The organism is Pseudomonas sp. Y24-6, from assembly GCF_020295325.1.
GTDB lineage: Bacteria > Pseudomonadota > Gammaproteobacteria > Pseudomonadales > Pseudomonadaceae > Aquipseudomonas > Aquipseudomonas gregormendelii.
The window spans coordinates 89,297-108,379 of sequence record NZ_JACBXG010000019.1 but is presented as its reverse complement, the minus strand read 5'-3'; the positions used below and the strand labels follow the sequence as shown (position 1 = coordinate 108,379).

General features: G+C 59.4%; 21 protein-coding genes and 1 pseudogene. 11 read left to right on the top strand and 11 right to left on the bottom strand.

The features are described from left to right. Positions 1 to 86: 86 nt before the first annotated feature. Positions 87 to 416: a hypothetical protein gene (locus tag HYI44_RS27055; protein WP_225570977.1), complete on the top strand. Its 330-nt coding sequence runs from the start codon at positions 87 to 89 to the stop codon at positions 414 to 416. Between the two features lie 241 nt (positions 417 to 657). Here HYI44_RS27055 and HYI44_RS27050 read toward each other — a convergent pair whose 3' ends face one another. After that, positions 658 to 1,161, bottom strand: a complete 504-nt coding sequence (locus HYI44_RS27050) for a hypothetical protein (protein WP_225570976.1) — start codon at positions 1,159 to 1,161, stop codon at positions 658 to 660. Between the two features lie 710 nt (positions 1,162 to 1,871). Between HYI44_RS27050 and HYI44_RS27045 the strand changes: the two genes are divergently transcribed. Next, entirely contained in the window at positions 1,872 to 2,153 is a 282-nt protein-coding gene (locus tag HYI44_RS27045; protein ID WP_225570975.1) for a DUF3077 domain-containing protein, read from the top strand. A 210-nt stretch (positions 2,154 to 2,363) separates the two neighbouring features. Here the strand turns inward: HYI44_RS27045 and HYI44_RS27040 are convergent, their stop codons facing one another. Further along, positions 2,364 to 2,732, bottom strand: coding sequence for a PH domain-containing protein (locus HYI44_RS27040; protein WP_122837613.1), 369 nt, complete (start codon positions 2,730 to 2,732; stop codon positions 2,364 to 2,366). A gap of 53 nt (positions 2,733 to 2,785) precedes the next feature. After that, positions 2,786 to 2,920 (bottom strand): annotated as a pseudogene (locus HYI44_RS27035) (two pore domain potassium channel family protein); the annotation flags it as partial. Between the two features lie 103 nt (positions 2,921 to 3,023). On the opposite strand from HYI44_RS27035, the gene HYI44_RS27030 reads away from it, so the two are divergent. From HYI44_RS27030 to HYI44_RS27015, 4 genes are all read left to right on the top strand, one after another. Then, complete coding sequence (locus tag HYI44_RS27030) at positions 3,024 to 4,937, top strand: alkaline phosphatase D family protein (RefSeq protein ID WP_225570974.1); 1,914 nt, start codon at positions 3,024 to 3,026, stop codon at positions 4,935 to 4,937. Positions 4,938 to 5,211: 274 nt separating this feature from the next. Beyond that, on the top strand, positions 5,212 to 5,466 hold the full coding sequence (locus HYI44_RS27025) for a type II toxin-antitoxin system prevent-host-death family antitoxin (protein ID WP_082069261.1): 255 nt from the start codon (positions 5,212 to 5,214) through the stop codon (positions 5,464 to 5,466). Next, complete coding sequence (locus HYI44_RS27020; protein WP_122837611.1) at positions 5,463 to 5,717, top strand: Txe/YoeB family addiction module toxin; 255 nt, start codon at positions 5,463 to 5,465, stop codon at positions 5,715 to 5,717. The genes HYI44_RS27025 and HYI44_RS27020 overlap by 4 nt, the downstream gene beginning before the upstream one ends. A gap of 161 nt (positions 5,718 to 5,878) precedes the next feature. Beyond that, positions 5,879 to 6,376 carry a GNAT family N-acetyltransferase gene (locus HYI44_RS27015; protein ID WP_225570973.1) on the top strand — a complete coding sequence of 166 codons (498 nt, stop codon included), beginning with the start codon at positions 5,879 to 5,881 and terminating at the stop codon, positions 6,374 to 6,376. Between the two features lie 2 nt (positions 6,377 to 6,378). Here HYI44_RS27015 and msrA read toward each other — a convergent pair whose 3' ends face one another. Continuing rightward, a complete protein-coding gene (gene msrA / locus HYI44_RS27010; RefSeq protein WP_225570972.1) occupies positions 6,379 to 7,083 on the bottom strand; it encodes a peptide-methionine (S)-S-oxide reductase MsrA in 705 nt (234 codons plus the stop codon). A 24-nt stretch (positions 7,084 to 7,107) separates the two neighbouring features. Beyond that, entirely contained in the window at positions 7,108 to 7,632 is a 525-nt protein-coding gene (gene msrB, locus HYI44_RS27005) for a peptide-methionine (R)-S-oxide reductase MsrB (RefSeq protein WP_225570971.1), read from the bottom strand. A gap of 151 nt (positions 7,633 to 7,783) precedes the next feature. Between msrB and HYI44_RS27000 the strand changes: the two genes are divergently transcribed. The 5 genes from HYI44_RS27000 (at position 7,784) to HYI44_RS26980 (ending at position 13,371) form a co-directional block, all read left to right on the top strand. Further along, positions 7,784 to 8,500 carry a response regulator transcription factor gene (locus HYI44_RS27000; RefSeq protein ID WP_122837607.1) on the top strand — a complete coding sequence of 239 codons (717 nt, stop codon included), beginning with the start codon at positions 7,784 to 7,786 and terminating at the stop codon, positions 8,498 to 8,500. After that, positions 8,497 to 10,011 (top strand): sensor histidine kinase, encoded by a 1,515-nt coding sequence (locus HYI44_RS26995; protein ID WP_225570970.1) that lies wholly within the window; start codon positions 8,497 to 8,499, stop codon positions 10,009 to 10,011. Before HYI44_RS27000 ends, HYI44_RS26995 begins: the two co-directional genes overlap by 4 nt. A 161-nt stretch (positions 10,012 to 10,172) precedes the next feature. Beyond that, positions 10,173 to 10,673 carry a DUF6622 family protein gene (locus tag HYI44_RS26990; protein WP_225570969.1) on the top strand — a complete coding sequence of 167 codons (501 nt, stop codon included), beginning with the start codon at positions 10,173 to 10,175 and terminating at the stop codon, positions 10,671 to 10,673. 231 nt (positions 10,674 to 10,904) lie between these two features. After that, positions 10,905 to 11,609, top strand: a complete 705-nt coding sequence (locus tag HYI44_RS26985; RefSeq protein WP_225570968.1) for a hypothetical protein — start codon at positions 10,905 to 10,907, stop codon at positions 11,607 to 11,609. Between the two features lie 340 nt (positions 11,610 to 11,949). Next, complete coding sequence (locus tag HYI44_RS26980; RefSeq protein ID WP_225570967.1) at positions 11,950 to 13,371, top strand: PLP-dependent aminotransferase family protein; 1,422 nt, start codon at positions 11,950 to 11,952, stop codon at positions 13,369 to 13,371. Between the two features lie 92 nt (positions 13,372 to 13,463). Here the strand turns inward: HYI44_RS26980 and HYI44_RS26975 are convergent, their stop codons facing one another. The 6 genes from HYI44_RS26975 to yfcF form a co-directional block, all read right to left on the bottom strand. Next, positions 13,464 to 14,264: an N-acyl homoserine lactonase family protein gene (locus HYI44_RS26975; RefSeq protein WP_225570966.1), complete on the bottom strand. Its 801-nt coding sequence runs from the start codon at positions 14,262 to 14,264 to the stop codon at positions 13,464 to 13,466. A gap of 15 nt (positions 14,265 to 14,279) precedes the next feature. Then, on the bottom strand, positions 14,280 to 15,239 hold the full coding sequence (locus HYI44_RS26970) for a diiron oxygenase (RefSeq protein ID WP_225570965.1): 960 nt from the start codon (positions 15,237 to 15,239) through the stop codon (positions 14,280 to 14,282). 67 nt (positions 15,240 to 15,306) lie between these two features. Beyond that, a complete protein-coding gene (locus tag HYI44_RS26965) occupies positions 15,307 to 16,062 on the bottom strand; it encodes a TauD/TfdA family dioxygenase (RefSeq protein WP_225570964.1) in 756 nt (251 codons plus the stop codon). 18 nt (positions 16,063 to 16,080) lie between these two features. Next, the gene (locus tag HYI44_RS26960; protein WP_225570963.1) at positions 16,081 to 16,956 is read right to left on the bottom strand and encodes a branched-chain amino acid aminotransferase; all 876 of its coding nucleotides are present in this window, start codon (positions 16,954 to 16,956) and stop codon (positions 16,081 to 16,083) included. Positions 16,957 to 16,980: 24 nt separating this feature from the next. Then, positions 16,981 to 18,321 carry a KamA family radical SAM protein gene (locus tag HYI44_RS26955; RefSeq protein ID WP_122837598.1) on the bottom strand — a complete coding sequence of 447 codons (1,341 nt, stop codon included), beginning with the start codon at positions 18,319 to 18,321 and terminating at the stop codon, positions 16,981 to 16,983. A 29-nt stretch (positions 18,322 to 18,350) separates the two neighbouring features. Beyond that, positions 18,351 to 18,995, bottom strand: coding sequence for a glutathione transferase (yfcF, locus tag HYI44_RS26950; RefSeq protein ID WP_122837597.1), 645 nt, complete (start codon positions 18,993 to 18,995; stop codon positions 18,351 to 18,353). Between the last annotated feature and the right edge of the window lie 88 nt (positions 18,996 to 19,083).

Below are 19,083 nucleotides of genomic sequence, written 5' to 3'. Positions count from 1 at the left end.
TAGGAGCTGCCGAAGGCTGCGATCTTTTGATCTTGCTCTTTCTTGCCCCGCTCCCACACCCGGTAAAGAATTCAAGGATTCCCCTCATGGAATTGCTCCTGGAAACCGTAGCCCTGTTTTGCCTGAAGCTCGCGCATGAGTCGGAGGACTCGAGCCCGATTCTGCGCGATGATCCGATCATGAGCGATTACGAGCGCGAGGTTTTTGGTTTACTGGTGCGCCAGGCGGATGTCGCTGTAATCCAGTTGAGGGTCAACCAATGCCTGGCGTTGGCACTGGATGCCTTGGGGGGCGTGGATAAACCCTTGGGGCGCGAACTGCAGAGGCTGTCGGTTGATTTTTATGGCGCGCAGACTTTGCACCAACTGGAAGCGCCGCTGCTCTTGCTGCAGAACTACCTGAAGGACATTTATTGAGCGCCAAAAAATCAACCGAAAATTACAAAGCCCAAGCTTGCCACGGCGTCGCGCACGCGGATCGAGATGCAACTGAATTACGTGTACAAGGTTTAGTCGAGACAATGCAATTAATCGAGGATACTGAATGCTCGATTTTAAACGACGCACTTAGCGTACCAACCCATGGAAAGATTTGGTCTTCCATCACCCTCTGCAGAATCGTCTAACAAAGGACCTACCCCCCTAAAAACTTACATTTTTAACGTTGTGAATTATTATATTTGACATCCAATTTACGCTGATCCGCACACTGCTTGTTTTTATCTGCCCGCGCTTGCTGTGCATCGCTGGAAGCCGGCATACGGCTTTCAACTGAATATTTTTCTCTTGAATTTATTGCCTTCTCAATTTCCACTTTACAAGTCTGTAATTTCGCGCCTAGCCCTTCCGCTCTCGTCAAAACATTTTTCAGCGATCTATCTTTCTGCACGGATTTTTTGTGATATTCATTATTAACAGTATCTCGGAAACTTGCTGCTCTAGCACGTGTTTTATCTAGCTGCAACTCTGTTTTTTCTAAAAACTTCAATGCATCTACCTGCGACAAGCCAAACATTTGGTGGTAGTTAGACTTGATGGCACACTCTAACTTATCTACATTATTTTTTCCTTGTATTAATCCTCCCTCTAGCTTGCTAATTTTTGATTGCCCGACATGCTTACTGCTAAACAACCTAGCAATATTAGATATGCTAACGTCCATAAAACCCCCTGATCATTTAACTTATTATCATAGCCTCAAAATAAAAAATCTCTGCCAAATTTCGCTCATACTGAGTACAAAAATGCGCAACGCACTTTTTAAGTACTGCCTGCATTAAAAATGCCGAAACAGATATCGGAAAGCTCTTAAACAATTTACATCTTTACTGCTACTAAGCTGGCTAGTTTCCAGTGATTGTGCCTCAAACAGGATGTTTTCAAAGGTTGCAGGAAAAGGGCCTGCGCGATACCCTTCCGCCGTCGCTGCCAACTCAGCGACCGGGCTTGGAAACCCGATCAAATCTGGAAGCGCATCAGTGCCTTACTCACGTTTGCAGGAGTTTTTACTCTCGCAGTCGTGATCTATGGCGGCTGTGCGTGGGACGTCTTCGGGCGTGCCGGTTTACTGGATTTTCGGTTTTCCAACCTTGGAGCTTCATCATGCGCAGCATCAATCCGTACAAAATTTGGCTTTCCCCTCTACGCTNTTTGCAGGAGTTTTTACTCTCGCAGTCGTGATCTATGGCGGCTGTGCGTGGGACGTCTTCGGGCGTGCCGGTTTACTGGATTTTCGGTTTTCCAACCTTGGAGCTTCATCATGCGCAGCATCAATCCGTACAAAATTTGGCTTTCCCCTCTACGCTGTTCCCAGTTGCGTAACGCCCCACCATCCACCCTCGGCCACTGCATCTCCCTCTCCGGAGGTGGCAAATGACCGACAATCCAGAACTCAAAACCATCGGCTTCACCCCCGCGATCTACCTCGGTAATCAAGCGATGTTTCACGTCATTGGTGGCGTGCCCATTGCTGATGCGTTATCGATGGCTTCTGATTTTCTTAGCCTTGCCAAGTCGCTGACTGAGGATGCGGCTTATGCGAAGGACAATGGGCGGCATGCTTGGGCTGCGTATTATCTGGTGGCTATGGGTAAGGCGCTGGTTGATGATTCGGTGAAGGTTTTGATGCGGGAGCGGGGGAATTCTGGGGGTTAGACTGAGGGTGGCTTGCCATGGTGCTGGGTCATTTGGGTTTGTCGTGGATGATCTGGCGCTATCGCGGGCAAGCCCGCTCCCACAGGGATGGTGTTTGGGGTCTGGATTTTTGGTTGTCTGCTGGGGGCTAGAGGTGTGCAGTGGGGCTCCCGCTGGTTCGGGGTCGGGCGCGAATGGTGCCAGGCCCCGGCTTTTCGGGGGGCACCCGCTTCAGAGCAGGTGCTGGGAAATCAACTTGGAGATTTCCACCATCGAGGTGCGGCCAGTGAATTCGAATTTCACTCTGCCCAGCGACGAAAAGTAGATCTCCAGTTCGGAGTCCAGATCGAAGGTTCCCGACGTTTCCACCGAGTACGCCACGATGTTCTTGTACGGCAATGAGGTGAAGTCTTTCTTGCTGCCCGTCAGCCCCTGGACGTTGACTGCGATGATGCGTTTGTTGGTAAACACCACGCCGTCGCGCATGGATTTGTAGGCGTCGATGACCTGCTCCCCCTCCAATAGCAGTGCGGTAACCCGTTCGGCGTATTCGTCGTTTTGCTTGAGCTTGAAGAAGCCTTTGTTGTTGAAGTCGATCATGTGCCATTCCCTATGGTTTAAATGCCTATCTAAGCATGTTGCCGCAGGCTTACCTACTCCTCCCCCGCCGTGGCCTTCACCGCCACTTCAATCGCCCGAACGCTGACCGCCGCAAATATCGCGGTCATCAACACGCCATTGAACCCGGGCAGGATCGCCAGGATCCGCGATACGCCGAGTTTGGGCACGCGGCACCGCAACAAGTGTCCGCGGCGATGCCGCGATGCTTTCGCTGTCCGCCGCCACCTGCGTTATCATCGCCCGCCTCTGCGCACCAAGAGCCTTGACCGGATGTCCGTACCGCTGCCACCAACCGCCGATCTTCACTCCCTGCCACCGGTTCTCGCCGGCCCGCTGTTGCGGCGCCTGGAGCCCACGCGGCTGGTGCTGTGGCTGGTGGGGTCGCGGGAGCTGGAGCTGACCCTGCGTGTGCAGGGTGTCGCCGACATCCGCCTCGATGCCACGCAGTGCACGGTGATTGCGGTGGGCAGCCATGCTTTCGTGCATTTGATCGATGTGCCCCTCGACAGCGCCCTGCCCTGCGACACGCTGATCGAATATGACGTGTTGATTGACGGCGCCGGCATTGCCGACTGGGCGCCGCATCTGTTGTATGGCGGCGCGCTGCGACCGAATTTTGTGTTGCGCTCGCGGGTCGATCAGTTGCTGCACGGTTCCTGCCGCAAGCCGCATCATCCTGCTGCCGACGGTTTGCTCTGTGTCGATCAGTTGCTGGCGACCGAACACGAGCCGCAGCAACGTCCCGCGCTGTTGATGATGACGGGCGACCAGGTGTATGCCGACGACGTCGCCGGGCCGACGCTGCGGGCGATTCATGCGCTGATCGAGCGGTTGGGGCTGTTCGAGGAACACCTCGAAGGCGCGGTGGTCAGCGACAGCGCCAGGCTTTATGAGCACCCGGCCAGTTATTACCACCGAGCGGATTTGTTACCGGCGCTTGAGAGCAACGAGACGTTGCGTGAGCGATTTTTCGGTGGGGCTCGCAAGCCGATTTTCACCAGCAGCAGCGCCGACAATCATTTGGTGACGTTTGCCGAGGTGATGGCGATGTACCTGCTGGTGTGGTCGCCGACGGCCTGGACGCTGATTGCGCCACAGCCGCCGGTGCTGACTGCAGAGCGCCGTGAGCGGTATGCGCTGGAGCAGACGCGCATCGATGGTTTCAAAGCTGGCTTGGGGCGTGTGGCCCGGGCGCTGGCGCATTTGCCGAGCCTGATGATTTTCGATGACCACGATATTACCGATGACTGGAACCTCTCCGCGCAGTGGGAGGAAACGGCCTACGGGCATCCGTTCTCCAAGCGGATCATCGGCAATGCGTTGATTGCCTACATGCTGTGTCAGGGTTGGGGCAATAACCCGGACGCGTTCAAGGATCTGCTGAGGAAAACGGCACAGTTCAGCGCCACCGGGCAGGACCGTTACCTGGACAGCCCGGTGCAGGACGACCTGATCGATGACCTGCTGAAGTTTCAGCAGTGGCATTACGTGCTGCCCACCAGCCCGGCGCTGGTGGTGATTGATACCCGCACCCGGCGCTGGCGCAGCGAGATGACGCTGAAGCAGCCTTCGGGCTTGCTCGACTGGGAAGCGCTCAGCGAGTTGCAGCAGGAACTGCTGGATCACCCCTCGGCGATCATCGTCTCGCCGGCGCCGATCTTTGGTGTGAAGCTGATCGAGACGGTGCAGAAAGTGTTCAGCTGGTGCGGTTTTCCGCTGCTGGTGGATGCGGAAAACTGGATGGCCCATCGTGGCGCGGCGCAGGTGATCCTGAATATTTTCCGACACTCGCGCACGCCGGGTAATTACGTGGTCCTGTCGGGGGATGTGCATTATTCCTTCGTCTACGAGGTATTTATCCGACACCGCAAGGGTGGGCCGCGCATCTGGCAGGTCACCAGCAGTGGCATCAAGAACGAGTTTCCGCCGAGGCTGCTGGAGTGGTTCGACCGGCTCAACCGCTGGCTCTACTCACCGCGCTCGCCGCTGAACTGGCTGACCAAGCGCCGGCTGATGCGCATTGTGCCGCATGTGCCGGAGCATGCTGAAGCGGGTGAACGGCTGTGGAATTCGGCGGGGATCGGGCAGGTGTTCTTTAACGAACAGGGTCAGCCCCAGGCGATTTATCAACACAATTCAAACGGCCTGCCGAAGACGCGGATGGTGGCGCCGCAAGAGGACTGACGGGGGCCCGGGTCGTCTGTACTGCGAGCAGGCTCACGCCTACAAAGGAATATGTAAGAGCGTCCCAGTCAGAAACCGACCTTATCCTGGCGGAATGCAGGATGGCGCATTTATCGGAAAAGGCCTACATCACTAGCAGAAACGTCTCGGCGGCTATCGGGTGATACTCAGCTCATACGCAAATGCACCGATTGCGTAGCGACCACTCAGAGGTATTATCTCGCCATCCTGTACTCATTTCTGTACGTTCTTTGCTTCAGGCGAGGACTACAACATGCAAACCATCAACTACACGACAGCTCGAGCGCACTTGGCCGAAACAATGGATCGAGTGAACGAAGACCGTGCCCCACTGCTGGTGACTCGTCAAAAAGGTGAGCCGGTGGTGATGATGTCCCTGGCGGAATACAACGCTTTGGAGGAGACGGCATATTTACTACGCTCTCCAGCCAATGCCGAGCGCCTGATCAAATCGATCGGCAATTTGCGCGCAGGAAAAACCAAAGCCAGGCAACTCATTGAAGAATGAATATCGAGTTCACTCCTGAAGGTTGGGACGACTGTCTGTGGTTCCAACACAATGACAAGGCAGGCCTCAAGCGAATCAACCTGCTGATCAAATCAATTCAGCGCGAGCCTTTCACCGGACTTGGGAAGCCTGAGCCGCTCAAACACAATTTGAGCGGCTTTTGGTCACGGCGAATCACGGCAGAACATCGCCTCGTATATTCAGTTGAGGACGGAGAGCTTCGGGTCGTGATGTGCCGGTATCACTACTGATTTTGGCTAGGTAGGCAATGCGCCATGCAGCGATGGGACAAGCAGTAGCCAGTCAAGCCCGGCATGCACTAGTCTGCGCGGTGACCTGATCGACAGGGAGAGCGACGATGTTTAGTGTCTGCGTCGAGCATCTCGCTTCATCAACACGCCAAGGACAGCCAATGACTTCCCCTACCCTTTACCGCCGAGCCACTTCCCAGGATTTGCTGGCCATTTGCAGATTGGGCCAGCAACTCAACAGCCTGCACCACCAGCACCGGCCGGACATCTACGCACCCTCTACCGGGGATTTCGCCCGCGACAGTGACTTCTGGCGACCAAGCCTGGAGGGCGAAAATCACGCGGTGTTCCTCGCCGAACAGGCTGCGACGGTGATAGGTTTCATCACCGTGCAAGCCACCGAATCGAAGGGCTCGCTGATGCAACCGCAGCGAGTCGGGCGCATCGGTTCGGTCTGTGTTGACCAGGCGGCCAGAGGCCAGGGCGTTGGCCGCGCATTGATGGCGCAGGCCCAAGCCTGGGCGCTCGATCAGGGCGCGGCGGATTTGCGTTTGACCGTGTGGGGCTTCAACGCGCCGGCGCAGCGCCTCTATGAAGAACTGGGGTTTGAAATGCGCGCGTTCGAAATGGGCAAGCGCCTGACCGATGTGCAGGCCTAAGGTTACGACCCGCCCTTGATCAGCACCGGTTTCTCCTGGTATCGATCCGCAAACAGCTGTTTCAACTGCGCCACTTTCGGCAAGTCGTTGATGACGATGTAGGGATAGGTGGGATGTTCCGTCAGGAAGTCCTGATGTTCATCCTCAGCCGGGTAGAAACCGTTGTAACTTTCCAGCTTGGTCACGATCGGTTTGCTGAACGAATGCGCGGCGTCGAGCTGGGCGATGTACGCCTGGGCGACCTTTTGCTGCTCGCCGCTGCGGATAAAAATCGCCGATCGATACTGAGTGCCGCTGTCCGGCCCCTGGCGATTGAGTTCGGTGGGGTTGTGGGCCACCGAGAAGTAGATTTGCAGCAGGGTGCCGTAGCTGACCTGAGTCGGGTCGAACGTGACTTCGACAGCTTCCGCGTGCCCGGTGTTGCCGTCGCTCACTCGCTCGTAGCGAGCGGTATCGGCGCTACCGCCGGCGTATCCCGACTCGGCTTTTTTCACGCCCTTGACGTGCTGGAACACACCCTGCACGCCCCAGAAACAGCCGCCGGCAAATACTGCGGTTTCACTGCGGGCCTGGGTGGTTGGGTCGAGTGCCGGAGGTGGAATGACCACTGCGTCCCCGGTGCCCAGTGAGAAGGCCGAGCATTGACCGATAACGCCAGCAGCGGCCAGGCCCAGCAGTGTGCGACGCCAGGTGAAGGATAATTTCATGGGTCTTGCTCCCGAAACGAAAGATCAAGCCGGCGTGAATTTCATCGCCAGGCCGTTCATGCAGTAACGCTGGCCAGTGGGTTGGGGCCCGTCATCGAAGACATGCCCCAGGTGACCGCCACATCGTCGGCAGTGCACCTCCTCGCGCACCATGCCGAATGAACGGTCCTGGCGAATGCCCACCGCGTTGTCCAGCGGCGCCCAGAAGCTCGGCCAGCCGGTGCGGCTGTCGAATTTGGTGGCCGAGGAAAACAGCGCCAGGTCACAACCGGCACAGGCGAACGTACCGTCCCGGTGCTCATCGTTCAGCGCACTGCTGTAGGCGCGCTCAGTGCCCTCTTCGCGAAGTATTTCGTATTGCTCGTCGCTCAGCAGGGCACGCCATTCACTGTCGCTGTGCGTCACTTCGAAGACCTCTGCGGCATTGGCATCGTCAATGAAATCGCCAATGAATGAGCAGCGACCGGCAAATTTGGGCAATACACCGACCGCCAGGGCTGCAACCCCCAGCCCGCCGCTCGCTACGAGAAACTGCCGTCGTGAAAACATGCTCGTCTCCAAAAATCCAGGGGGCCTTTCATGGAACACAGCCTAGGCTGAGTGTGATCGCCAAATCCTCACGGAGAGTTAAATAAATCGTGATAACTCGACGGGCGAAAAACCCGCACACTACCCGCACTGCGCTGAAGGATTAAGCTTGATGGAACAGACCAAACGCGTCCTGGTGGTCGAGGACGACCTGCATATTGCCGACCTCATCTGCCTGCATCTTCGTGATGAACAGTTCGAGGTGGTGCACTGCGCGGACGGGAACGAAGGCATGCGCATGCTGCAGCAGGGAGGCTGGGATGCGCTGATCCTCGACCTGATGCTACCCGGGGTCGACGGGCTGGAAATCTGCCGCCGCGCCCGTGCGATGGCGCGCTACACGCCGATCATCATCACCAGCGCCCGCTCCAGTGAAATGCACCGGATCCTGGGCCTGGAGCTGGGTGCCGACGATTACCTGGCCAAGCCCTTTTCCATGCTCGAACTGGTGGCGCGGGTCAAGGCGCTGTTGCGGCGAGTGGATGCGATGGCGCGCAACCTGAAAATGGACGCCGGCAGCCTGAGCCTTGATGGCCTTTCCATTGACCCGATCACCCGCGACGTCGCCCTCGATGGCCGGCGCCTGGACCTCACGCCCAGGGAGTTCGACTTGCTGTACTTCTTCGCCCGCCAACCCGGCAAGGTGTTCTCGCGCATGGACTTGCTCAATGCGGTGTGGGGCTACAGCCACGAGGGTTACGAGCACACGGTGAACACTCACATCAATCGCCTGCGGGCCAAGATCGAGGCCGACCCGGCGCAGCCCGTGCGCATCCTCACGGTGTGGGGGCGTGGCTACAAGTTCGCGGCGCAAGAGGACCAGCCATGAAGCTGACCCTGACACAACGCCTGTCACTGGTGTTCGCCGTGCTCCTGCTGGTGTGCTGCGGCACGTCGGCGTGGATGCAGGTGCGCGCCAACCAGATGCATGAGCAGGAAGTGGTACAGGGGTTGTCGAGGAATCTGGCGCAACACATTGCCAATGACACGGTGCTGATGAACAGCCAGGGCCTGATGCCCGATGCGGTGCGCAACCTGTTCAGCCAGTTGATGCTGGTGAACCCCAGCGTCGAGGTGTACCTGCTGGACCCTGCAGGTCGGGTCGTCGGCAGCGCTGCACCGGAGGGGCGGATTCGCCGCGAGCAGGTGGGCCTGGCGCCCATCCAGCGCCTGCTCGCTGGCGATGCCCTGCCGATACTGGGCGACGACCCGCGCAGCGCCGATGCACGCAAGGTGTTCAGTGCCGCGCCGTTGAAGGTCGATGGCAAGCCGGTTGGCTACCTCTATGTGGTGCTGCTCGGCGAGGAACATGACCGCTTAGCCGAACAAGGCGCCACCAGCGCGGCGCTGAACACAGCCCTGTGGTCAATCGGGCTGGTGGCGTTGCTATGCCTGATCGCCGGTCTCGCGGCCTTCTCGCTGATCACCCGGCCCTTGAGGCGCCTGACCGCGAACGTCAGCCAGTTCGATATCGATGGCATGCCGCAAACACCCCCGGCACCAGTGGAAAAAGCCGCCAGCCATGACGAAATCGCCGTACTCGACGCCGCCTTCCGCCAGATGCAGGCGCGCCTGAGCGAGCAATGGCGCTCGTTGACTCGCCAGGACCAGGAGCGGCGCGAGCTGGTGGCGAACATCTCCCACGACCTGCGCACGCCCCTGGCGTCGTTGCATGGTTATCTGGAAACCTTGTCGCTCAAGGACGCGACCTTGTCGGTGGCCGACCGCCGCCGTTACCTGGGCATCGCCCTGGATCAGAGCCGCAAGGTTGGCGGGCTGGCACAGTCGCTGCTGGAGCTGGTGCGGCTGGAGCATGGATTTGTGCAGCCCGTGCTGGAGCGGTTTTCCCTGACCGACCTGGTGCAGGACATTTTCCAGAAGTTCGAACTGACCGCCGAAGCGCGCCAGGTGCAACTCAAGGCCAACTTTGCGCCAACGGTGTCCGGGGTGTTTGCCGACCTGGGGCTGATCGAGCGGGTGCTGACCAACCTGTTCGATAACGCCCTGCGCCATACGCCGGTGGGTGGAATCATCAGCATCAGCCTGGTCCCGCAGGGCGGGTTCGTCGAGATCACGGTCAGTGACAGCGGCCCGGGGATTGCTGCGCAGTTGCGTGAGGGGTTGTTTCTGCGGCCGTTCAACATTGGCGGCGCGCGGCGGGATGGCGGATTGGGGTTGCGAATTGTGCAGCGGATTCTGCAGTTGCATGGCCGCGAGATTCGTTTGCTGGATGTGCCGGGCCAAGGGGCGACGTTGGTGTTTTCGTTGCCAGTGGATGAGGAAGTTGCCACGCAATTGGCGGTGCGGTCGATGAATCTGAATACGCCGGGAAAGGTCTGACGGAACGCGGTGCCTGCATCGCGGGCAAGCCTTGCTCCCACAGGGCTCTCAGGCGGGCAAGACACGTTCGGATAGTTCACCGCCCCGCGTGAAAATAGGCCAATGCACAGAACCCGACAGGGCTAATATCCACGCTCGCTTTTCGACACGGACACGTCAAGATGCTCAACGCCCTGCAAAATACCCCGCCGTGGGTCTACGCGCTCTTCGTACTGCTTTGCTATTTCGGGATCAAGGCCCTCTCCCCCACCCGGGAAAGCAAAATCTCGCTGCTGATCACGCCGCCGATCCTGCTCGCCTGGTCCCTGTATTCGCTCAATCTGGTGCTGCATCCGGTGTTATCGCTGGGCTTCTGGCTGGTCGCCGTACTGGTGGGCAGCGCCGCTGCCCTGCTGATTTTTTCCAGCCAGGACGTCAGGCTGGATGCCTCGGGAGCCGGGCTGATCCTGCCCGGTACCAGCAAGACCTTGGTACTCTATCTGCTGTTGTTTGCGGTCAATTACTACTTCGGCTATGAGGCCGAGGTTCACCCGCAACAATCCAACACGCTGCCATTCATGTTGCTCAAGGCCTGCGCGTCCGGGATTGCCAGCGGTCTGTTCTGCGGGCGTTCGATCAGGTTTTATCAGGTGTTTCGCGGCCTCAAGGCGGCACACGTGTAGGAGCGAGCTTGCTCGCGAAAAACCCGAGAGCGCTGCGGGGCGTCAGGCTCCCCGCTTTTTCGTTCACGTCCATCGCGAGCAAGCTCGCTCCTACAGGGTACCGAGGTGGATGTTTTGGCCGCTGGCCTGTTCGTCCGTGACAACACGACGCCGGTCCAATAGATTAGGCGGCCTGAAAAGGCCCCGGGCTTTCTCGCCTCATCCCAAGTTAAAAGAAGTAGTGAAATTTCAATGTCCGATTCCAATACCGCTGAATCCGTAGTCACCTTGTCGTCCAAAGCGGAATACGAAAACTCCATCAATCTTTCACAACACCTGCCACAGGCCAAGACTATCGCCGAGATGGTCCTGGACTCGTTCCAGTCGACCCGTGAAAGCGACCAGATCCGCGAACTGCGTGCCGCGATCCGCCAGGCTCACGACAGCTTTGACGATGACAAGGCCTACGAACTGATGGGCGAACTCAAGCAGCTCAAGGACGCCGAGGCCGCTGATATCGCGGCACTGGAAGACCTCAGCAGCAAGTTCCCGATCAGCCGCATTCTGTCCAGCTTCAAGGACGACCCTGCGTTCCAGGAAATCGTCTACGGCCTGGCGCTGAAAGTGCTGAACCAGACTCATCAGGCCATCAGCAATCCGGGTAGCAGCAAGGGCAAGACCGTGCGGGCTAAGAAAGAAGTCGAAGTGTTCACCATCAGCAAGGACGGCGTGAGCGTCACCTTGCCGCTGCGCACGCCGCGTTCGCGCCTGAACGTTGATCGCCAAGCGCTGGAGTTCCTCGGTTTTGCGTTCGTCGGTGAAGGCGATGAAGCGGAGCTGGAAAGCGAAACCTTCCTCGACAACGCCGGGACTGAACAGGCGGTCAACCGCAAGAACATCATCACTGCGCTGCAGCAACAGACAGCGTTCGATGGCTTCAGCATCGCTGCCCAGTAACACACCTCCCGCAGCGCAGCGCCCTCCCCGTGGCGCGGGAGCTCGCGCCCCCTGGATTGCGTAGCGGCCGCGTAATAGTGGCAGCACGGCTTCTTTTTTGAGTGCTGCCCACTCAAGCGCGAGCAAGCTGCAGGCTTTTTCGCCAGCTCGTGTTTCTCCCAAGCCCCGCCCCTGTGCGGGGCTTTTTATTGCCTGCGATTCAGGCAAGTCCGCGACTACTGTTCCAGTATCGAATCAGCACTAACACTTCCCTTAACCCTCGAGCACCATGGGTCCGCCTGCGGGGAGCGTCTACTCACTGTTCAGCCCCGACCTCAGTGGTGCAACTGCTGAGGCCTGCATGAACACACTTCCCCTGTACCGTCAGTTAGCCAATCACTACCTCGACGCGATCCGCAGCGGCACCTTGAAAACCGGCGAACGCTTTCCGTCGATCCGCCTGATGATGGAGAAGCACGCGGTCAGCCTGTCGACTGCGGTGCAGGTGTGCCGGGAGCTGGAGGGCCAGGGGGTGCTGGAGGCGCGTCCGCGCTCGGGCAACTATATTCGCCAGCCGGAACCCCTGCCCCACCCCCTGCCACCGCCGCCGCTGGCTGCCGATGCATACGTCGGCATTCACCAACAGGTGTCGTCGGTACTCAAGGCGAGCCAGCGAGCGACGATCAAGGTCAATTTCGCCAACCCTTATTGCGCGCCGCAGCTCTACCCGCTGAAGACCCTGCAGGACCACATGGTCAAGGCGTTGCGTCAGAATCAACAGCTGCTGGGCACCACCGCGCCCACCAGCGGCAACCTCGCCCTGCGCAACATCCTCGCTCGCCGCGCCCTGACCAGCAAAACCCACCTGAGCGCCGAGCAGATCGTGATCACCAACGGCGCCACCGAGGCGCTTAACCTGGCCCTGCGCGCCGTCACCCAGCCCGGTGATACGGTTGCCGTCGAGTCGCCAACCTTCCACGGCCTGCTGCAGATTCTCGAAAGCCTTAATCTGCGGGTGCGCGAGGTGCCGGCAACGGCGCACTGCGGGATCAATCTGTTTGCCCTGGAACAATTACTACGAGGTGCTGAACGGATCTGCGCCGTGATCGTGATACCCAATCTGCAAAACCCCCTGGGCAGCATCATGCCCGACTCGCACAAGGCCCGACTGGTGCAACTGTGCGCCGAGCACGCCACGGTGCTGATCGAGGACGACACCTACGGCGACCTGGTGGACACCGAGCAACCGTTGTCCACGCTGAAACACTGGGACCGCAGCGACAACCTGATCTACTGCGCCTCGCTGAACAAGACCCTCGCGCCGGGGATGCGCCTGGGCTGGATCAGTGCCGGGCGCTGGCACGACCGGGTGGAGATGCTCAAGCACAGCCAGTCGAGGGGGTGTGAGGCGCTGTCGCAATTGGCGGTGAGTGCGTTCATGAAGACGCCGTCCTACGAACGTTACCTGCGCCGACTGAGGAACACCCTGACCCAGCAGCGCCAGCAGATGCACACCGCGATCCTGCGGCATTTTCCCCAAGACACCCGCGTGACCGAGCCGCAGGGCGGCACCCTGTTATGGGTGGAATTGCCGCCTGGGTATGCCTCGATGCGTTTGTTTCATGAGGGGTTGAAGGTGGGTATTCAGATTTTGCCTGGGGATATCTTTTCCAATGGGCCGGGGTTTGGGCACTGCCTGAGAATCGCGTGTGGCGCGCCGTTCACGCCGAGGATCGAGGAGGCGGTGGCGACCCTGGGACTACTCCTGAAAAACCAGAGGTGAAGCCGGTTTGATGGAGATACCTGGGGTGTATACGTAACCCGTACGAGGGCTGTGTTGCAGGTCGGGTTCAGGTGCAGGCCCCAATGCGTTTTTCAGCTGGGGTTTTCGTGCAGGCAGATGATGTGCGGGTCATCATTCCAATGCGCAAAACGCTCGGCGATCAGGGGGTCGTGGCCAGGGATGACGTGCTCCTCGCCGTCCGCCAGGCGCTCGATCTCGTTGAAGGCTTCCAGCGTTTGCGCCAGGTCATCGATAATCGGAAACGGACTGCGCTGGCGAATGTTCACCCACAAATGCGCAGCGTCCGAAGCCAGCACAATCCAACCGCGCCGGGTATTGACCCGCACCACCTGGCTGCCCGGCGTGTGCCCGCCCACTGGATGCAGGGTCACGCCGGCGGCGACCTCGACGGTGCCAGTGTGCAAACGCATGCGCCCCTCGAACAGCGGCGGCAGCGCCGACATCACGTCGTCGACTTCGTAGGTTTTGTTCACCGTGCGATGGGCCATTTTCGGCCCTGTGCAGAAGCGCAGTTCCGCCTCCTGCAGGTGCACGGTGGCCTTGGGAAACAAACCCAGGTTTCCGGCATGGTCCCAGTGCAGATGAGTCAGGACCAGGTTGTCGACCTGCGCCGGATCAACCCCCAGCTGGCGTAGTGACTCTTCCGGCAGGCGATACATCTGACGGTTGCGCCGATCTGCGGTGGCCGGCTGGAAACAGGTATCCACCACGATCACGCGTTGCTCATGGCGAATCACCCAGAAGTAATAATCCAGCGGCATCGGCGCGTCAGGATCACCACAACAGGCGTCGTACAGAAAATTCTCCCGTGCCGTGCGCTGGGCATTGGCACCGACACGGATGGCGAACACTTCGTACTCGGGAACGGACATGGCGCAACTCCTGATTCAGGCCACCGATGCGGTCTTGAGCGTCGGCCGGAAGTCGAAATCGATTTGCCCGGTGATACCCAGGTCCTCGGCCAGACGCAGGAGCCCGCTGTAGTCGCGCATGATGGTCGCATTACGGTTGCTCTCACGGGTGTCGGCGATGATCAGCGCCGCGTCCTCAACCCCCAGTTGAGTCAGGATCGCTTCCCACATCGAGTAGTCCTGGGCGACAAACGCACTCAGGGCCACGGACAACGTACGGGCGAAAAATTCCCGCTGCGGCGGCTGCATGTTCCCGTACATGACCTTGGCCACCTCGGCCAGGACCTTGCTGTGGGCATACTCGTCACGATTGTGCAGCTCGGCCACGCGACGGTTTTGCGGCTGGATGCTCTGGTCGTCCGCCAATAGATCCAGGTAGGCATTGACGCTGATTTCGGCCACCACTGCAAAAGTGATCGAGGCCAGGTCCCGCTGCCACTGTTCGGGCAATGCTTCGCGCAGGGCCAGCAGCCGCAGATAAGTCACCGACGGCGGCAAGTCCAGCGTCTGGTCCAGCGCGCGGTCGACCCGGGTGCGCTCGATCGCGCGCAGGTGCATCAGGGTGTGGTAGTGCTCGTCGATCAGCGTCTGCTGCATCGCCTCGCGAAAATGCCAGTCATGCTGCCCCAGGTATTGATTGGCGATGACGCTCAATGCGGGGTTTACCACATGTTCTTCGGCCGTGACCGTGCGCAGGTTGTAGCCGATCCAGCCCCAAGTCAGCACGCTGCTCTTGAGCTCCTCGCTCAGGGCCTGGAATTTCGGGTGATGAAAAAACGGCACCATGCACTCCGGGTAATCCGGACGCGCAGGGTCGAAGGCTTCGCCGGCCTGCCACTTGTCCGGCGCACACACCGTGGCTCGTTTGGTCCATGCCTGGTTGAGCCGCACGATCAATTGATGATCGACTTTGGCGATCTCGATGGCTGTTTGCATAACGCATTACCTGTAGGACGCGTACCCACCCAGGGGTACGCAAATAAAATGAACGGCACCGGAAAAATCAGGCCAGCCAGTAGCGGGTCAGGTTGCGCGCCGGGTCAGTGTAACGACTGCGGGCGTGGATCATCCGCCAGTTGTCCCAAATCAGCAGGCAGCCGTTCGGGATCAACACCGGGGTGTTGTGCTCCAGGAAATACGCTTCCCCCAGCACCGCGAACCGCGCCAGCGGCGAGGTGCTGTTGGCCACCAGCGACTGCTGCAGATCTTCTTTGGAGGGATTGACGTCGCCGTAGTGAAACTGGTTGTAGCTGAAACGGAAGATGTCGCCGTCTGGCGTCGGCGTCAGGATGTATTCCTGAACCCGCCGTTGCGCGGCTTCCCCGGGCTTGGCCGTGGCCACGAACTCCACGGGCGTCTCGACGAGCCACTGGTGCAACTGCGGCTCGGTGCGTTCCAGCAATGCCAGGAACCGGTAGCCGTCGACCAGGCCCGTGTGGCCGCCGCCGCAGGTCGCCTGTTGATGACAATGCAACGCCAGGTAACGTGGCGGCGGAGCATAGACCGGTGCCTCGGTGTGCGGGCCGATACCGTTCATGCTCTGGGAGTACGGCAGGTCTTCGTAGCCCGGCTTGCGCGTAATCGCGAACGCTGTCTGGCCGTTGAACTGCGGAATGATCGGACCGAACTGCTGCAGGGTGCCGACCACGTCATCGGCAAATTCGTCGGCGGTCAGTACTGTCCAGCCCCGTGCTGCCAATTCTTCGTGGCGGTGGCCCAGTGAAACATCAGTTTTGAATGCAATCCCTTGATCGGACATGGTGAGATTCCTGGCGGTTTATCCGGCGTTGACGGTGGCGGTGTAGGCGGCAATGAATTCGCGACAGGCGTTGCCCGGGCGATAGCGCTGCTCGTCAATGCTGCGCACGGGGGTGATTTCGGCAGCGGTGCCCGTCAGAAAACACTCCTCGAAGTCGCTGAGCTCAGTAGGAAGAATCGTGCGCTCGACCACCTGGTAATCCAGTGCCCCGGCCAATTCGATTACGGTCTGGCGGGTGATGCCGTTGAGGAAGCAGTCGGGCAGCGGCGTGTGCAGCGTCCGGTCCTTGACGAAGAACACGTTGGCGCTGGTGGCCTCGGCGACATGGCCGCGCCAGTCGAGCATCAGCGCATCGTGAAAGCCGTTGTTTTCTGCATCGTGCTTGCTCAGGGTGGCGATCTGGTAATGCCCCGAAGCCTTGGCTTCGAACGGGCTACTGCTGGGGGGCGGCCGGCGCCAGTCGGCGGTCTTCAGGCGAATGCCGCCCATGTGCCCTGCCGGGTCGAAGTAACTCGGCCATTGCCAGCAGGCGATCGCCAGGTGCACGCGATTGAAGCGGGCCGAAGTCGAGATCATTTCGCTGCCACGCCATGCCACCGGCCGCACGTATCCGTCGACCACGTGATTGCGCTGCAGCAGTTCATGGCTGGCCGATTCCAGTTCGGCCAGCTCATAGGGAATCACGAAATCCATCAATTGTGCCGAGCGATACAACCGCTCGCTGTGTTCGCGCAGCTTGAAGATTCTGCCGTTGTACACACGCTCGCCTTCGTACACGGTGCTCGCGTAATGCAAACCATGGGTCAACACATGCAAGCGCGCCTGGGACCATTCGACGAACTCGCCGTCGAGCCAGATAACCCCTTCGCGCTGATCAAACGGGATGCCACTCATGTCCATGTCTCCTGATGAATCGTCCTATGCCGTTTCCAGCAGGACCGGTATCAATTCGGGTGCAGCCAGCGGCTCGTCCTGAAAGAAGAATCGCCGCTCGCCAAAAGCTGGGCGCAGGTCATCGAACCAGCTGGCGTGGGGATCGAATTGCGCATGAAAGGTGCGCAGCACCCATTGCGGATCCCGGGCCTGGAGAAACTGCAACACGAAGACTTTTTCTCCGGCCACGGTTTCAATCCCGTTGATCAGAACCTTGCCGTAGAAGGTGCTCATCGAGGGGCCGCGCACCGTGCGGGCGAGCCCGGACACGCTGCGATAGGCCGCCTGGAAAATCTCGAAGGCCCGGGCCAGCGGCATTGCAAAGTAATGACGAGGGCCGGTGTCGCGCTCGACGAACATGTAATAGGGCACCGCGCCAAGTCGCACGCCTTCGGTCCAGAGCTCGGCCCAATCGGCGGGGTTTTCGTTGATATGGCGGATCACCGGCGCCTGCATGCGCAACACGGCGCCGGTGGAGCGAATGCGTTCGACGGCCTGGCGGGCGATGTCCTGGCGCAGCTCGACCGGGTGGTTGTAGTGCCCCATCACTGACAAGTGCTTGCCTGCCGCGACGATTCGCCGGAACAGTGCCAGCAGCTCGGGGGCATCCTTGTCGCTGACGAACCGCTGCGGCCAGTAAGCCACCGACTTGGTACCGATGCGGATACTGCGCAGGTGCGGCAACTCCAGCAGCGGCTCGATGTAACCGGCCAGCGAGCGAGTGTTCATGATCATCGGGTCACCGCCGGTGATCAGCACGTCAGTGACTTCGGTGTGCACCCGCAGGTAACTCACCAGTTCCTGGGACTCACGGGCGTTGAACTTGAGTTCTTCTTCACCGATAAACTGCGCCCAGCGAAAACAGAAGGTGCAGTACGCGTGACAGGTCTGGCCGGCGCCAGGGAAGAACAGCACGGTTTCCCGGTACTTGTGCTGAATGCCCGGCAGGACTTTACCGTCCAGGCTTGCGCTGTTATGGGTCAGTTGGCCGGCCGGATGGGGGTTCATGCGCAGCCAGATTGCTTCGATTCGGCGCTTGATGGCCGCAGCGTCGTCCTGCTCGATCAGTTGCTTGAGCGACGCATACTCCTTCGGCAACAGCATGTCCGGGTGGGGGAAAGTCATGCGGAAAATCGGATCGTCGGGAATGTTGTCCCAGTCGATCAATGTTTCCAGCACGTATTCGTTGGTGCGAAACGGCATCACCCGCGCGACCACGTCCATGGCTTCCTGTAACGCTGGCGTGAGCCTGTGCCAGTACGGCGTCTCGCGGATGGTCCGGGCGTTATAGGGCTTGTATCTGTGCAGCTCCGACATTCCCTGCATGGCAGCGCTCCCGATGAATTCCTGGCGAGTTACTGGGCAGCCGGCGCTGTGCGCTCGATGTCCATCCACGCCCGCACACTGTCGCGGTCCCACTGCCGGCGAACATAGGCGGCAAGTCGCGCCGGCACATGATCGCCATTGGCAAGCAGGCGGTTGAGCATGATTGCCAGGTCGGTATCAGCGATGCTCCAGTCACCGAACAGGTGATCGGCGCCGCCTTTGAGCAGGCGATCGGCCACGAAGAACAATCGGTCCACGGCCACCAGGGCCTCCTCGGACAGGGGCGTGTCTTTTGTTCCGAAGTAGATGAGATCCGCCGGACGCTCCCGGCGAATGATCAGCAGGTCGCTGCGTAACCAGGCCTGAAGCTGACGGGCCCGGGCGCGCAGCCGGGTGTCTGCAGGGAACAGTTTTCGGCCCTCGGGCGCTATTTCGTCCAGGTACTCGGCAATGGCCGAAGACTCTGAAAGCGCGAAGTCTTCATGGACCAGGGTAGGTATCTTGCAAGTCATCGACAGGTCTCGATAACTCGCCTGATAGTTCTCTCTACTTTTCAAATCAAGGGTTACACATTCAAACGGAAGTTGTTTTTCTTTCAGCGCCACAAATGCCGACATGGCAAAAGCACTGACAAAATCCGCCCCTACGTACAACTTTATCTTTGCACTTTCCATGGACCACTCCCTTGCATCAAGACTATTAATCCGTTGCACTGGAGTCGATGCTAGATAGTTGCTCATGCACTGAACAGATACAGAAATT

Bases quoted from the DNA above. Each gene is read 5' to 3' on its own strand.
- HYI44_RS27055 (WP_225570977.1), top strand. From the start codon at position 87: ATGGAATTGCTCCTGGAAACCGTAGCCCTGTTTTGCCTGAAGCTCGCG.
- HYI44_RS27050 (WP_225570976.1), bottom strand. From the start codon at position 1,161: ATGGACGTTAGCATATCTAATATTGCTAGGTTGTTTAGCAGTAAGCAT.
- HYI44_RS27045 (WP_225570975.1), top strand. From the start codon at position 1,872: ATGACCGACAATCCAGAACTCAAAACCATCGGCTTCACCCCCGCGATC.
- HYI44_RS27040 (WP_122837613.1), bottom strand. From the start codon at position 2,732: ATGATCGACTTCAACAACAAAGGCTTCTTCAAGCTCAAGCAAAACGAC.
- HYI44_RS27030 (WP_225570974.1), top strand. From the start codon at position 3,024: ATGTCCGTACCGCTGCCACCAACCGCCGATCTTCACTCCCTGCCACCG.
- HYI44_RS27025 (WP_082069261.1), top strand. From the start codon at position 5,212: ATGCAAACCATCAACTACACGACAGCTCGAGCGCACTTGGCCGAAACA.
- HYI44_RS27020 (WP_122837611.1), top strand. From the start codon at position 5,463: ATGAATATCGAGTTCACTCCTGAAGGTTGGGACGACTGTCTGTGGTTC.
- HYI44_RS27015 (WP_225570973.1), top strand. From the start codon at position 5,879: ATGACTTCCCCTACCCTTTACCGCCGAGCCACTTCCCAGGATTTGCTG.
- msrA (WP_225570972.1), bottom strand. From the start codon at position 7,083: ATGAAATTATCCTTCACCTGGCGTCGCACACTGCTGGGCCTGGCCGCT.
- msrB (WP_225570971.1), bottom strand. From the start codon at position 7,632: ATGTTTTCACGACGGCAGTTTCTCGTAGCGAGCGGCGGGCTGGGGGTT.
- HYI44_RS27000 (WP_122837607.1), top strand. From the start codon at position 7,784: ATGGAACAGACCAAACGCGTCCTGGTGGTCGAGGACGACCTGCATATT.
- HYI44_RS26995 (WP_225570970.1), top strand. From the start codon at position 8,497: ATGAAGCTGACCCTGACACAACGCCTGTCACTGGTGTTCGCCGTGCTC.
- HYI44_RS26990 (WP_225570969.1), top strand. From the start codon at position 10,173: ATGCTCAACGCCCTGCAAAATACCCCGCCGTGGGTCTACGCGCTCTTC.
- HYI44_RS26985 (WP_225570968.1), top strand. From the start codon at position 10,905: ATGTCCGATTCCAATACCGCTGAATCCGTAGTCACCTTGTCGTCCAAA.
- HYI44_RS26980 (WP_225570967.1), top strand. From the start codon at position 11,950: ATGAACACACTTCCCCTGTACCGTCAGTTAGCCAATCACTACCTCGAC.
- HYI44_RS26975 (WP_225570966.1), bottom strand. From the start codon at position 14,264: ATGTCCGTTCCCGAGTACGAAGTGTTCGCCATCCGTGTCGGTGCCAAT.
- HYI44_RS26970 (WP_225570965.1), bottom strand. From the start codon at position 15,239: ATGCAAACAGCCATCGAGATCGCCAAAGTCGATCATCAATTGATCGTG.
- HYI44_RS26965 (WP_225570964.1), bottom strand. From the start codon at position 16,062: ATGTCCGATCAAGGGATTGCATTCAAAACTGATGTTTCACTGGGCCAC.
- HYI44_RS26960 (WP_225570963.1), bottom strand. From the start codon at position 16,956: ATGAGTGGCATCCCGTTTGATCAGCGCGAAGGGGTTATCTGGCTCGAC.
- HYI44_RS26955 (WP_122837598.1), bottom strand. From the start codon at position 18,321: ATGCAGGGAATGTCGGAGCTGCACAGATACAAGCCCTATAACGCCCGG.
- yfcF (WP_122837597.1), bottom strand. From the start codon at position 18,995: ATGGAAAGTGCAAAGATAAAGTTGTACGTAGGGGCGGATTTTGTCAGT.